11 protein-coding genes are annotated in these 15106 nt (G+C 44.4%); 7 read left to right on the top strand and 4 right to left on the bottom strand.

Translation table 11 applies throughout. The features are described from left to right. Positions 1 to 19 precede the first annotated feature (19 nt). The 3 genes from LZZ85_RS25820 to LZZ85_RS25810 all read right to left on the bottom strand — a co-directional run bounded on the left by LZZ85_RS25820 (position 20) and on the right by LZZ85_RS25810 (position 8230). The gene (locus LZZ85_RS25820) at positions 20 to 2137 is read right to left on the bottom strand and encodes a fibronectin type III domain-containing protein (protein WP_237876566.1); all 2118 of its coding nucleotides are present in this window, start codon (positions 2135 to 2137) and stop codon (positions 20 to 22) included. Positions 2138 to 2143: 6 nt separating this feature from the next. Further along, on the bottom strand, positions 2144 to 6868 hold the full coding sequence (locus LZZ85_RS25815; protein WP_237876565.1) for an Ig-like domain-containing domain: 4725 nt from the start codon (positions 6866 to 6868) through the stop codon (positions 2144 to 2146). 294 nt (positions 6869 to 7162) lie between these two features. Next, a complete protein-coding gene (locus LZZ85_RS25810; protein WP_237876564.1) occupies positions 7163 to 8230 on the bottom strand; it encodes a hypothetical protein in 1068 nt (355 codons plus the stop codon). Positions 8231 to 8916: 686 nt separating this feature from the next. On the opposite strand from LZZ85_RS25810, the gene LZZ85_RS25805 reads away from it, so the two are divergent. The 5 genes from LZZ85_RS25805 (at position 8917) to LZZ85_RS25785 (ending at position 11548) form a co-directional block, all read left to right on the top strand. After that, positions 8917 to 9240: an ArsR/SmtB family transcription factor gene (locus LZZ85_RS25805; protein ID WP_237876562.1), complete on the top strand. Its 324-nt coding sequence runs from the start codon at positions 8917 to 8919 to the stop codon at positions 9238 to 9240. Between the two features lie 6 nt (positions 9241 to 9246). Further along, positions 9247 to 9717, top strand: coding sequence for an SRPBCC domain-containing protein (locus LZZ85_RS25800; RefSeq protein WP_237876561.1), 471 nt, complete (start codon positions 9247 to 9249; stop codon positions 9715 to 9717). A gap of 224 nt (positions 9718 to 9941) precedes the next feature. Next, entirely contained in the window at positions 9942 to 10322 is a 381-nt protein-coding gene (locus tag LZZ85_RS25795) for a DoxX family protein (RefSeq protein ID WP_237876560.1), read from the top strand. Between the two features lie 9 nt (positions 10323 to 10331). After that, positions 10332 to 10910 (top strand): YdeI/OmpD-associated family protein, encoded by a 579-nt coding sequence (locus LZZ85_RS25790; RefSeq protein WP_237876559.1) that lies wholly within the window; start codon positions 10332 to 10334, stop codon positions 10908 to 10910. 62 nt (positions 10911 to 10972) lie between these two features. Next, positions 10973 to 11548: a DUF4256 domain-containing protein gene (locus tag LZZ85_RS25785; protein WP_237876557.1), complete on the top strand. Its 576-nt coding sequence runs from the start codon at positions 10973 to 10975 to the stop codon at positions 11546 to 11548. A 161-nt stretch (positions 11549 to 11709) separates the two neighbouring features. Here the strand turns inward: LZZ85_RS25785 and LZZ85_RS25780 are convergent, their stop codons facing one another. Beyond that, positions 11710 to 12801: a nuclear transport factor 2 family protein gene (locus LZZ85_RS25780; RefSeq protein WP_237876556.1), complete on the bottom strand. Its 1092-nt coding sequence runs from the start codon at positions 12799 to 12801 to the stop codon at positions 11710 to 11712. 197 nt (positions 12802 to 12998) lie between these two features. Between LZZ85_RS25780 and LZZ85_RS25775 the strand changes: the two genes are divergently transcribed. Both LZZ85_RS25775 and LZZ85_RS25770 read left to right on the top strand, forming a co-directional pair. Continuing rightward, positions 12999 to 14033, top strand: coding sequence for a sensor histidine kinase (locus LZZ85_RS25775; RefSeq protein ID WP_237876555.1), 1035 nt, complete (start codon positions 12999 to 13001; stop codon positions 14031 to 14033). Next, positions 14030 to 14737 (top strand): LytR/AlgR family response regulator transcription factor, encoded by a 708-nt coding sequence (locus LZZ85_RS25770; RefSeq protein ID WP_237876553.1) that lies wholly within the window; start codon positions 14030 to 14032, stop codon positions 14735 to 14737. Before LZZ85_RS25775 ends, LZZ85_RS25770 begins: the two co-directional genes overlap by 4 nt. Positions 14738 to 15106: the final 369 nt, after the last annotated feature.

The raw sequence follows: 15106 nt of genomic DNA, 5'->3' as shown, positions 1-15106 counted from the left end.
AGTTCCGGATTCAATTATTTTAATAAACGACCGTCTTAACCTGCATATCAGAATAACCTCCATCACTGAACACCGCTCTTATCCCGTATGTATATTTTGTGTTGACAAGAAGATCTTTATCGGCAAATGAAGTCGCTGTCCTGTTGTCGATCACTTTATACAATGAAATTTTCTGCTTGTCTCCGCCCCGGTAAAGCTCAAAAGATTTGATCATGCCATTCTCGGCCATGGCAGACCATTCAACAGCGATCTCACGTAACTGCCTGTCCACACCCAGCTTCAGCTCATTGATCTTCCCTCTTACTTTCACAGGAATGTAAACAGTGAGGGGTTGTGCAGGTTGCGACTCAAGCGAACTGCTATCGACCGCTATCACTGTATACGCATAATTTCCGCCCGCTTTGATACTATCCATATAACTGATCTCCTTTGCAGAAGACATGGTGTCCTTTATTTTCTCCCACTGATTCATTCCATTTATGTTCTTCCGATAGATCACGTGCTTCACCACATCTTTCGAGGAACTTGGCGTGATCCGGATCCTGATCCCATGATCATTCAATTCATAGCCAGCGATCACGGCATCTGACGGCGGTATTACATCCGGCTTGAGCAGCAATAAAGGCTGACAATATTTCGATTGGTTATATCTCCTGTCAACCGCCGCCACTGCATAGTAGATCTCCCGGTTCAGGCTGTTCACACTGATGGAATCAATGAATGAATTCCCCTTCCATGCAGTATCCTGAACCAGTGAAAATTCATTATTAAGTGAAGAGGACCTGTAGATCATGTACCCCATCAGGTCTTTCTCCGCATTACGGCTCCAGTCGAGATACACTCGCCCAGTACTGTCGATCCTGCCTTTTAATGCAATCGGAACAGACGGCGGAACAGAATCTTCCGGCTGCACCATGAACGGATAAGACCTTCGGATCTCTCCGCCTCTTTCCAGCACTTCTACCTGCACATAGGAAACAATACCAGGATCAAATTCGAACGAACGTTTTCCCACCGGAATTGAATCGATCAGCGAAGCATATGTGCTGTTCATTGAAGAAGCCTGGCTGAGCGAAAACTTCACGATCGCGTCATTCAATGAATCCGGGAAATCCCAATAAACAGTATATCCTTTTTTGGATGGAAGTGCTTTTGTGATAAAAGGATTAACACCTGAAGATTTTAGCCCACTGCCGGCGATCACATTAGAAGGTTCACCCACTTCACCAAAGGCTGATACACCACGGATCCGGTAATAGTATTTTTTGTCGTTATGCTGTAGCGTATCGAAATAAGTAAGCATCTCAGCATCCTTTGCATCATCTGCCGTCATATTGGTATATGGCTTATCAGTGATGCTCTTAAAATCCTTTCCATTCTCAGAACGTTCAACATAATACGAATTATACAAGGTGCGCTGTGTTTTGAAATTCCAGCGAACTGATGCGATCTTATCTCCAAAATCAACCTTGCTGAGACGCGGAGCCGGAAGCGGGTAGTGATCTTTCAGACTGATATATACCACTGCCGGCTCGATGTTCATGATAGCTGGTGGAACAAGAGACCTGATCCTGTAGAAATACGCTTCATTGGGTTTTACTTTCGCATCAAGCCAGCCAAGCCCGGCCATTCTTGCTGCGCGGAAACTGTGATCTGCCCCGTATAATGCCATGGTATAGCGCTGCTCAAGCTCACCTGCCTGGATCAGGATGTTCTGCGCGCCCTGCTCTCCCATCTCCATTCCGAAAGTTTCCCCATAAATAGCTTGTGCGATCACTGCAGCATAGTCATCTCTTTCCAGCATTACTGAATCCCATTTTTCCAGCTCCTGCGGCCTGATGATCCCATCACCTTTCAGCAGCTCTGGCTTTGGCAGTGCCTTCCCGTCACGTGCAACAGTATATCGCTCTATCGCATAACCATATTTATTACACAGCTTCCATGCATTGGGATCATCCGGAGCCCAACGCAATAATATCCTGTCTTTAAGGGCACGACCGGCCATCAACACCTTCTTTGCAGGTAACTGCTGAGGCGGGGGAGCAGCTGGCTTTACCACTTTATTCGTTTTCGGTTGCTGCCATGCCAATGCAGGCAGCATCATACCCGTAAATAAGATAGACAGTAATACTTTCATGGCTTTCTAGTCAATTGGATTTTTATAAATGAACACTGCACTACTTGCGCCCGCAGGGTTGCCCGGAAGATTTAGCTTAAAGATCACCGGATAGTTCCCCTTACGGAGGAATGGGAATGGACTGGCAATGATGTTGTACACCTCGCCCGGGATCTGCGACAATTGCGCTTCGCTCAGATCCTCATTATACCCATCGCCTGAACACTCAAAGTATAACGACTGGTTATATCCGTAGTTATTGTATCCGTACGGATCATACGGATCTACATATCCGCAATCTCTGACAGGATGAGGATTGGTTGGCGGTGGCGTATAAATATTCAGATAATGATTCAGCATCTGAGCCTGCAGGCTACGCATATCCTGGTTGTAGAACTTCGGCAGGTCGTAAGCAAAAGGGAACCTTCTCGAAATAAACTCGTCATACTGAGACACGCCCATTCTTTCAATGTAAAAGTCCAATGGCGTGATCGCATGGATCGGAGGCACCCCGATCTGCGCAAGCTTACCCGTCCTGGTGATCGGGAACGCATGCGGTGTAGCATTGCTTACAGAATACGGCGCTGTGAACGGAACCGTCGGATAGATCAGTGGCTGAATGGTCTGCGTATAGAACGGATCATTCGCCACGTCCGCTGTTCCTATGATCAGCGCGCTGCTTGCGTAGGTCGTGCTATCCAACTCCTGTATATCGAATGGCTCGAACGGCTGCAGATCCGCCTGCAGGTTGATCACGTCTGAAGATAGACGTCCGATCACACCCTGTGTAACATTCAACGACTGGATCTTCGCAGCAAGCGTTGCAAACTTACTTGTACGGAACGCCACTTTGATCACCGGTTTTGTCATGATCTTCGATCCGTCATTTTTGAATCCCCACATCTCGTACGTATAGTTCGACTCCGGCTGGAGTTTATCCGATCTCGTAAATGTGAATTTATTTCCGCCAAAACTTGCTCCTGTACTGTCTATCGTTTGTCCCTGCTGATTTCGGAAATAAACTTTCCAGTTATCATACACACCGAAGTTTGAATAATTCTGATCCATGTTCACATTACCCGGCACATTCTCTCCATAAAAATAGTAATGCTGCCCGTGGAAGGGATACATATGCACGATGGCACTGTTGGGAATCGTATCAATTTCATTACCCGTAGTGAACGATTGCTCATCCAGCTCATCCACCTTTGTTCCATTTTCAGAGAGCACCGACCAGATGCCATTTTTGAACTGCTGGTAAGTGAAGTACGCTTTCACCTTATACTTCGTATTCGCTTTCAGAATAGAAGAAGGGATCAGTGTAACAGACGACGTATCGCTTGAATATTTCAGGCTTGTTTCAACCACCTGACCCGTGATCGAATCGATCAGCTGAGCATATTCCATTTTAGGCATCAACCTTTCCTCGCCCTCATCTGTATACAATTCAAACAGCTTACCGGGCTTGATCACGAAGTTTACTTGCGGACGTGCGATCACCGTTACCTTTGTTGCATTCGGTGCAGGCGTGATCGAACTTACGATCTTAAAGTTATCGTAGTCAGAACCGCCTTCATTGGTGCTTTCCAGCTGGCATTGCTCACCAAAGCTCATCTTCAGACCAAGGTTTGCCCTGATCAGCCCTCCGAGCACTTCTACCCTGATCATGAATTCTCCGCCAACCCATGTCGGGTTTGGCAGCTTCGCCTGGAGCAGGCAGGCAGCGGAACCTTTGATGATCTTGATCTTTTTTTTGATGAACCCAAGCTTGATCTGCACACCGGCTTCACCTGCGAGGTAAGCATAGGCCTGGCCCTGGGCATACCATCCATTGATCCCGATCTCAGACCTGTTCGGACACATTAACCCTTTTGTAAACATCACATCGAAACCAATCCCAGCCTGGAATTTTGCATAGAGGAACAGGAGACGCATGTCGCCTGTATTAACAGATACGCTTGCGCCAAATGCCATCCCCTGCCCCAATTGCAACTGGAATGGATTGATATTATTCTGATAGACCTGGCCATCTTTCAACAGGGAGGTAACTTCCTGCGGAGCTCCCGGGAATGCCGGAATATCATGCCCGATCATGAAATAAGAAGTAGTACGGATATTAAGCGGTCCTACACCGATCTGTACACCCATCCTGTTCGTAGGAGTTCCTGCATGCAGGAACCATTTATCCGGTCCAATATAAAATACAGCTCCGCCGGCACGGTTATTCGCTCCAATACCTTTCAATACACCGCCACCGACATTCAGGTATACATCGAAGTTGGCGGAAAATGTACTGTTCTGAAAATCACACATGATCCCTACATAAGCAGATAAACCGCTTGTACCAGGCGTCTTCCCTGAAACAGGTGTGATCGTTGTTTTGGCAGCCTCTGTTGGCTGATACATTTTTGTTGCGATCATTGCATCTGTTAACGGCGAAGCATTTAACTTCTGCTCGATGTTATCAAGATCCTGTTTCAGTTCTGTCAGCAATCCTGAAGCAGGATTGAACAGATCTGAACTAAGCAGATGCATATAGCCATAAATGCCCATATAGCGCAGGCCCCCGCCACTGTTGAAACCGATCTCAAGAGAAGCTCTCCCTTTTGCCACATCTTCCTTTACGGCGCTGAACAGCAGCGAAGCACGCAAACCTAACCCCGCCGTGTTGTCGGGCACATAGTCATACGCGGTTGGTAATTGTGCAGTGTTTCCACTAACACGTTTCATATTATAGAATGCACCACCGCCAATGCCGTTTACCACAACAGCCGGAGCAACCGGTATACCACCTGGTATTTTTGTCATCGCATCGAAGAACCAATAACGGTAATTGCCACTGCCGAAAACGGCAGCAGCATTTATTTCCAGACCGTTCAGGGTCGGCATTTTAACAGCCAGTGACCCACGGAAACCATCGTTAAATACAGGATCGTTGTTCATGAACTGAACATGCCCCTCCAGTTGAAATGCACCAAAATCAGCATTGATAGCTACTTCATTCACTTCCACTTTATCAAACTTCCAGTGATCTTCCGTTTGCGGATTCATTTTTGCAACGAGCGTAACACCCGTGCTACCGGTGATCTTACCATTTTGAAGATTCAGGTTTACATTGAAACCCAATCTCGCTTCGCTATTCTGTGCCGTAAGATTGATATTATCCACAAACACAGGGAAGTTTGCAAGTTTCACCGCGCCATTATAGCCAAAATGCCCGATGCTTATATATGGAGCAGTTGACTTAAGATGCAGTTGCTGAAATTCAATATCCTTGAATTCTCCTTTCTGATTGCCCGTTGCTTCCGCATCCGCCGCATTCATCCTCTTCAATCCAATGTTCATATACCCATTCAGCATCGCCTCTGCTTCAAGCTGATCACTGTTTCCCTTTAACAACACATATGAGTTCGGGAGCAAGGTTGTTCTCGCCTGAAGAAAATCAAAACCAAGCGTATCTTTTGAACGGACAGAACAAACATAGTCGCCACTCGCAGAGATGTAAGCAGAATAACCAAGCTTACGGGAGTTTTCACTTTGAGAAATGGGCAAACCGATGCTTCCACCGAATCCTGCACTCCTCAGACTGTTTGCTTCGATGCCGATGCGAATGCTATCAACTGAAAGAGGCCAGCCGGATGCGCTGCCCTTTTGAAAGTTCAATATGTTCTCTGCATAGAACTTACCAGAAACTCCATTGTTATCGATCAGCAGATCATTCACACCGAACGTGATCTTCTGCCCCGTTGATTTGTCTTTAAAAGCATTCGGAAGCGTCACTGTAATATCTTTTGCATAGATCCCGCGCCATGTCTCAGGGTTGGTCTGGCTTACATATTTTTCCCGGTAGCCTGCCGGATACACCACATTGCCATTCTGTGTGTCACTGAAATCAAAAATGGCATTGGATATCCCGATATCAATTCCCTTGAGATTGGCGATCTGGAACTTGTTTGCAAAACTCACGTCCGCCAGGATATTATTCCAGTCGCTCACCAGTGTGGCAAATGAACCTTTTACAAATCCGCTCGCGATCACCTGTCCGTTATTATCAACCGGTATAAATAAAGAACGGGGAAACTGCACATCTGCGGATATCTTCAGCTCTTTGAAACCATTACAGTCGATGGACAAATACGTTTGATCCAGCGGCAATCCGGTTTGTGTGTCAAAACCGCCCTTCAATACCAGTGCGGCATTGCCATTATTGATCGGAACATTCAGGTTACCCAGCAAGGCGAGTTTGCCCGCACCGATAATCCCTCCGCGCTTGGATAATTTCAAACCCGTTATCCCGAAATAGATCTCTTTGGGCTCCTGCGGAATTGTAAGCTTTGCAAACACAGTCAACTCCGCATATCTCGAAGTAAAAACTGCACTGCTTACAGCGATCGTCAGAACCGAATTACCAACTTTCTTTTTCATACCGATCGGTAACTGATTCAGATCCGATGGAGTCAGGATGTCTACAAAGCTGTTAGCACTTTCTACTTCAGCAAGACTTGCCCTGGCCTTTGACTTCAACTCCTCCGATTTGGGATCACCATTCACCTCATCAAAAAATGATTGAGGAAAACCACTTTCAGGCTGAAAAGTGAATTCACGAACAGCCTGATCGATCGATGGGAAAGACCTGAATGCGACTTCTCCCGGATTCACTGCTTTTGCCTTCGTTGAATCAGTAAATCCATTCGCTGAACATGCGGCTGAAACAAGAAGCAGTAAAGAGATTACAATGTTTAGTTTTTTCATAAGAACTGGAAACCTTTAAATATGATTCTCCTATGGATCTGCGATGACATACCAATTCCATCAACCATGTTTTGTTTTGCAAAACAGGATGCACCTGTTGTTTACCACAACAAGTCATTTCTTTATGAGAAATAGTTTACTGGAAACTGCCTCCGGATATAAATTCATTTTCCGATGCATCATCTTTCCCCTGAAACAATGCAGCATCACGGATGTGACTGTGCAATTGAGTAGCGATTCTCATGCGATTGATGGTTTGGTTTTTTCTAAGAATAATAAATTAATGCTGATCTGCTATTTAATCTTTTGTTTTGAAACAGACTTTTTTATCTCAACATTCTCTTTCCTCAGTTCTTCTACCTGTTTCTGTAACTGGATTGTATATAATGTAAGCTCTTCGATCTTCTGGAGAAGTAAAACCTGCGTATCTCCGAGATCTACACCATTCTTTTCAACTTCTTTTGCAGAAGGAATTCCTGGCAAGTGCTTATGCTGTTGGATAAATTGTTCAACTTCTGCCAACGTCGGTAAAGTATAATCTTTCTCAAATACATGATCAGCCCACCCCGATTGAGTCACCTTTACCTTTTTTGCACCGATATCTCCGTTAACAGATAGTTTATATGTCGGAGTAGTTGTGCCTATACCTACGTTGCCACCGTTTCTATTAATATAGGTATTGTCCGAACCATAATTAACAGACAGAGGCAGATCCCGGTTAGCACCATAATCATAAGCGGATACCCCAAAATAACCACCACTTACACCTACATACGCAACGCGATTTGATTCAGCAGTAACAGCACCAATCACGTCTTGTCCCAAAACCCGGAACTGTCCGTTCGGATTTGATGGCATCGATCCGACTCTGAGGTACGTATTTCCTTTTATCTCACCATTTACATGCAGGCGTGCTTCAGGAGTACCTGTTGCAATACCAACATTTCCACCACGATTAAAGATCATCACAGGATTCCAATTGATAGGCTGATTAATACCGGTCGACATACCTCCATCATAAAACCCAAATGTTCCGCCGTTAGCTATATAGCCCAGTGAAAATGCACCATATCCATACTGTCCTGAAGGCTGCGCGTATTCCGCATTTCCGTTACCCCAAAGATGGTCGCTACCTTTATAATTGATCTTCGATCCGAAGAAAAGGCCATGCGAACCACCCCATTGCGTTACTGCAATCTCTGCATGATCATAACCATCATCAACAATTACTTTGGAAGAGGCCTGAACTTCAGCCTGCACCTGGGAATAGGCGTGAAAGCCGCCGGCTAATAGAAACAATACTGCAGGCAGTACCTTAGAAGAGATCAGCGATGCTGATCTGTTTAAAAAAATGTTGGTCATAGAATATTGTATATGGATTCAATAGTACTGACACGTCAGCACACATCTCACCCGTTATTGGCCCAAATTATTAAAGGCAGGCAATATCACTTAGCTATTCAGCACACTCTGCTAATACTGGAAAATGGAAATTAACTTGCTTTTATTCGTAGTAATAAAAGGCTTTCAAACCAGCCTTAGCCAGTAGAACAAGTTAAATGGGTACAATAATAAAAAGTGAAAAGAGAGAGAGAAGAAACTGCTTCGGGCTGGTAGGGCTTGCGAAAGCTGCTGTGAAAATTCATGAGGTGGTTGTTTTGGTTCGTTCTGCTAAATTGAAAATTTTTTCCAGTTTCATAACGTAATCGATGAAAAAAAATTCTTCCTGATGAATAAAAAAGAAAAAATACCCAATCAAAAAATAGTAATGTTACCAATGAAAATAATGATGGATATTTTTTTGATGATTAACACTTAGTGAAAATAAAATGCGACCTAAGCACACCTAATAGAAAACACTTACCAATAAATTCAAGAATAATTCTCCTTGTTGTTAGCCCCTGAATGTTTCTCACGATGTCGTGAATTTCCTCCTCAACTTCCTATAAGCTCCCGCTCTTTACATCCAGCCTGAAAGCAAAGCATAGAAAAGAAAAATTTGCGCAGCCAAATAACTGCACGTATATTCGCAGTCAAATGACTGCAATATGGATTTAAGAAGAGACGTTTTCCAGGCAATAGCCGACCCGACCAGGAGGGCGATCCTTACCCTCGTCGCCATCCAGGCAATGACCCCGGGTGCCATTGCTGAACAGTTCGACTCCTCCAGGCAAACGATCTCCAAGCATATTCAGATCCTGACTGAATGTGAACTGCTGAAACAGGAGCAGAATGGCCGCGAGATCTACTATCACTTCAATCCCAAAAAGATGAAAGAGATCGCAGACTTTATTGAGCCTTTCCGGACCATGTGGGATGACCGCTTCAACAAGCTGGAAAGCATCATGAAGAAATATAAAACAAAGAAATAACGCTATATGGAAAGAAAGACAAAAGTGATTGCTGAAGAAGGCAAACAATATCTTACGATCACGAGAGAGTTCGACCTGCCGGTTGAGCTGCTGTTCAAAGCTTACGAAGACCCTGAGATCGTATCGCAATGGATGGGTACAAAAGTGATCAAGCTCGAAAACAAGCAACATGGAAGCTGGCAGTTTGAAACATCAGATGCCAAAGGCAATGTCGTCTTCCAGGCGCATGGAACGATCCATGAATTCATTCCCGGTCAGAAGATCATCCGGACCTTTGAAATGCTGAATGCCGGATTTGATGTTCAACTGGAGTTCCTCGAATTCGAAAAACTGACAGAAGAGACAAGCAGGCTCAATATCCACACTGTATACAAAACACCGGCACTCCGCGATGAAATGCTCAAACTGCCGTTCGCTTATGGGATCAATATGGCGCACGACCGCTTACAGGAAGTACAGGCTCAGTTCATCCGATAGATGATCAGGGTACTCACCTCAGCTGTCAAGGCATGACCATAGCAGTGCAGGAGTAACCCAAAGTGCGTGCAGGTCCGCAAACAACGCAAGGGCTTCGCTATGAAAGATTGATTTCTTTGCGTACTCTGCGATCCTTTCGCCCTTTGCGATACTCCCACACCAGTCAAACCTCAGGCCCGGCTCACCCCGTCCGTCCCTCGATAGTCAACCATAAACACAACCATATGTCAAAAAGAAACAGGATCATCTATTGGATCGCCACCGGCTGGCTGGCTTTAGGTATGGTGTCGACCGGCATAGTCCAGGTACTTCAACTGAAAGAAGAAACTGAATTCATAGAAAAACTCGGCTATCCCTCCTACCTCATCCCCTTTCTCGGTGTGTGTAAAATTCTTGGGATAATTGTCGTTCTTATTCCTAAATTTCCATTATTAAAAGAATGGGCATACACAGGATTCTTTTTTATGATGTCCGGCGCTGCTTTCTCCCATATAGCCGCTGGCAATCCGGTGAAAGACATACTGCCGTGTCTGTTGTTGATCGTCCTGACTGCATTATCCTGGTATTTCCGTCCCCTGAACAGAAAGATCGTTTCAGTTAAATAAACAATTGGTATGAATCCCAAAGTCGATTTCTTTTTTGACAAAGCCACTACCTGGAAAAAGGAAGTAGAGCAATTGAGAAGTATCATTCTCGACTGTGGACTAACTGAAGAATTAAAATGGGGATGCCCCTGTTATACGCATAACAATACGAACCTCGTTCTGATACATTCCTTCAAGGAATATTGTGCTGTCCTGTTCTTCAAAGGCGCATTGCTGAATGATCCTAAAGGACTGCTGATACAGCAATCGCAAAATGTGCAATCAGCCCGTCAGATGCGCTTCACCGATCTGAAAGAGATCGTAAAGCAACAGCGCAACCTGAAGGCATATATATATGAAGCTATCGAAGTGGAGAATGCGGGTCTGAAAGTCACCTTGAAAAAAACATCCGAATACAGCATCCCCGAAGAATTTCAAAAACGGCTGAATAAAAAAGCAGCATTGAAGAAAGCATTTGAAGCACTTACCCCGGGAAGACAGCGTGCTTACCTGCTCTATTTCTCTTCAGCAAAACAGCAAAAAACAAGAGAAGACAGGATAGAAAAATACATCCCGCTGATCATGGACGGGAAAGGATTGAACGATTGAGCCGGTCAACTGGCCCACGATCCTGCAACCTGACATCAATAACCCATTCTAAACAAAACTTTATGGCGACGAAAAAATCTTCTCAAAAAAAGTTACCTGCATCTCAGGCAGCGGAATTGATCAATATACTCAGCACCCGCTTCGAAAAATACAAGACCCGGCATAAAGGAATAGAGTGGAGTAAAGTGCAGGCAAAGCTTGAAGGAAATCCGGAGAAATTATGGTCGCTCAACGAAATGGAAATGACCGGCGGCGAGCCTGATGTTGTAGGCTATGATAAAAAAACGGATGAATACCTCTTCTTCGACTGTTCACCGGAAACTCCAAAAGAAAGAAGAAGTGTTTGTTATGACCGCGAAGCCCTGGATTCACGTAAGGAACATAAACCAGCCAACAGTGCAGTGGACATGGCCGAAGAGATCGGCATCGAAATACTAAACGAAGACGAATACCGTGAGTTGCAAACGCTCGGTGCTTTTGACCTGAAAACCTCCAGCTGGATCAAAACACCGGAGAAGATCAGAAAGCTGGATGGGGCATTATTTTGCGACAGGAGATACGATACGGTGTTTGTGTATCATAATGGAGCTTCTTCGTATTATGCAGTGAGAGGGTTCAGAGGAATGCTGCGGGTGTAGATGCCAGCTTCCTGCTCTCTCTAAACAATTTTTCTTCTATCGTCAAAACCCGGCTTACAAAAGCATCGGTTCAGCTGGCAGACCATCAAATTCGATCTACCACTAATGATTTTTAAAGACCTGTTCAAGAAATCTCCCGCCGCTGGATCTGTTTATCATTGTCATTGATTTATTAGCTTTATTATTTCTAATGCAATCCCTTTTGCCGAAGCCGGATTTTGCCCGGTGATCAACCTTCCGTCGGTAATTACATTAGCCTGCCAATTGGCTGCTGCCTTAAACAAAGCACCTCTTTCAGTTAGTCTTGATTGCAGCAGAAAGGGAACGATTGTTTCATTGCCCCCTTCTTTCTCCTCACTATTGGCAAAGGCGGTCAACTGTTTTCCTTTTACCAGGTACTCGCCATTGCTTAGCTTAACATCTACCAGTCCGGCAGGACCGTGACATACCGCCGCAACAATACCTTTTCGTTCATAAATTGAACGGGTAATATTCATTAGAGCCGCATTACCGGGAAAATCCCACATGGAGCCGTGGCCACCGACAAAATAAATGGCTGTATATACAGATGGGTTGATCTCCTCCGGTTTTGCCGCATGTGTAAAACGATAGTATGCGGTCGGGTTTTGAACAAACCACAAGCTGGCAGCATCATTCATATCCGCCCCGTACATACGGGTGCTCCCGCCTTTCGGGCTCACAAAATCTATTTCAAATCCTGCTTCTGCTAAAGGCTTATACGCATGGCTTACTTCGCCAAGATGCAGACCGGTTTTACGTCCGGTATTTCCCATCTCTTCATGGCTGGTAAGTACAAAAAGGATGCGCCGGGTGCTGTCAATACGCTGTCCAGAGAAAGTTTTTATCGCTATCAGCCATTGATCCCCCATCTTCAGCAAATTGATGTAATCAGCTAATTTCCGGTGCGGATATTCCAACTCAATTTTGGCCTGCGCGGCTGTGCCCAGAATATCAATGGATATAATACGGGAGATACAGTTGGCCTTTATACCTTGTTTAGAACCATTTACATAATCCTTTACCGGCCAGATGGTATATTCACTATCGTTTTTCATATAACGCAGTTCCGCCGTGGGATGAAAAGCACTTGCAAGCAGCGCCGTATCGCCATTATTTCTTCCGTTGAGGTAACGCCAAAGCGTTTCCCTGATCAGTTGTTCATCTGATGATACCTTCTGGGTATACGCCATACCGGGAAACAGCAGACATACATACAGTATTAGCTTCCGCATCTTTTTGTTGTTGAATAGTAAATCAGGAATTTGAAACAATTGCTGTGAATAGTACAGCGTAATTTAGGCTGGAAAATTCACCACGAATCCGTAATTCAACAACTCCCCGGTTCTATTCAATAACTCGGGTAAAGCCCGGATTTTCCCGGCAAATAAGATGGTATTTTTGAGGGCGAAAGAAGCATTTAAAACATCAAATGAGTACATTGCAGACAAAACGTTTTGTGAAACACAGGCATATTTTTATTGAAGTTGTCTGCTGGCTCTTTGCCTACGTTTTGTTTAGTTTCTACCTGACCCAAAGGCTGGGAAACCTTGCTTATGCCGTAAGCATCTCGACTTCAGCCTTCCTGTTCTTTACTGCGATCGTTTACACTTATTCTCTTTGGCTTTATCCCCGGTATTACCATAAAAATCGAAAATTACTCTTTGCACTCATTGCACTTCTCTTCCTCGCCGTAATGTCCTTTCCAAGGCTTTTAACAGAACTGGTCTTTTTTAAAACCGTGTTCAGTGGAAATACATTCTTTTCTGCAGGCCGTTCACACCTGTCATACATCATAACGACCAACAGCCTGGCATTGCTGATAGCCATATTACTGAAAGGCGCAAAGGAAGCCGCACTACTCAGGTCAAAACAAGCTGAACTTGAAAACAGGCAATTGCTTACGGAATTGAAACTGCTCAAAGCACAGCTGCATCCTCACTTTTTATTCAATGCGCTGAATAATATTTATTACGAAGTATATAAAGAAAGCCCTAAAGGCGCATTATTAATAGAAAAACTATCAGATATGATGCGATTCTTTCTGCATATTACCTCGAAGGAAAGAATCGACTTGAGGCATGAAGTTGAATTTATCCGGAATTATGTTATGCTGGAACAAATACGGTTTGATGATAGCCTCCAGATATCTTTCACGGCAGAAGAAACTGCTTCTGCCAATATTCCTCCCATGCTGCTGGTACCACTTGTTGAGAATGTATTTAAGCACGGTATTGATAAGTTAGAAGGATCGAACCAGATAGAATTGGAACTGAAGACAGATAATGGGTTTATCATATTTAAAACGAAGAACAGGTTGCACCTGCACAATGCATCGAACGAGAACAGCACCGGCCTGGATAACTTAAGGGAAAGACTGAATATTCTTTTCCCCACTAATTATAGCTTAACAACAGAAAGCATAAACGGCTATTACTATTCAGTTTTAAAAATTCCTGCTGCTTGAAAATAACCTGCATTATAGTAGATGATGAGCCTAATGGTGTAAAACTTTTAAGTGAGTATGCGGCTAGTATATCAGCATTGGAAGTAAAGGCACATTGCTCCAATTCAAAACAAGCATTGGAGGCTATAGAGCAATACAATCCTGACATTGCTTTTCTTGACATTAATATGCCCGGCATTTCCGGTATTGATCTGGCAGCGCAAATTAACGGCAATACAGGCATCATCTTTACGACTGCCTATGCTGAGTATGCCGTTATCAGCTACGATTATAACGCCATTGACTACCTTTTAAAACCCATCAGCCTTAATCGGTTCAAAACTTCTGTGGAAAAGGCAATTGCTTTCCTGCAGAACAGGAAGTTAAGGACGGAAGAAACACCTGCCACGCCTCAATATTTCTTCATAAAAACGGGGCAGGAAATGCTGAAGATCGACTTTACCGAAGTGATTTATGTCGAGGCATCGAAAGAGTATGCGATACTGCATACAGCACAGTCCAAACACTTTTATTACCGTCGTATGAAAGAGCTGGCTTTGCTTCTTCCCGCCAATTTTATACGGATTCATCACTCGTATATTGTCAATCTGAATTTTATCACAAAGATCGAAACACAGCAGGTGTGTATTGGCGATCACTATTTTCCTGTCAGCGCTACATACAAAAAAGATCTTTTCAGGGCAATAAAGGGCAGTACTATTTAGCATTGGGAAATCTCTATTAAAAAACCAGTCTGAATTTTCTGCGATAACAAAGGAAACGACCATGTTGTGCTCTGCCTCAGCACCGTAAGCGTTCTAAATTCTTAGCGCACCTGGCGCTTCCCTTGCGTCCTTTGCGATACGACGTCACTGCCGATGGCTGATGACCGATAAGCCGATTCGCCAAGCAGGAAACCGGTACGGGAGCTGAGGTGCCGCCTCCCCGGCCCGATCAAAATTTTTTAAAAAAATCCTCTTTTTTTTTTGGCAGAAAAGATCCAGCCCTTATCTTTGCACTCCCAATCGAAACAGGGACAAGGGAGTTTAGCTCAGTTGGTTCAGAGCATCTGCCTTACAAGCAGAGGGTCGGCG

Origin of the sequence: Terrimonas ginsenosidimutans, assembly GCF_022012415.1 — a bacterium.
GTDB lineage: Bacteria > Bacteroidota > Bacteroidia > Chitinophagales > Chitinophagaceae > Terrimonas_A > Terrimonas_A ginsenosidimutans.
This window is presented reverse-complemented; position numbering and strand designations above follow the sequence as displayed.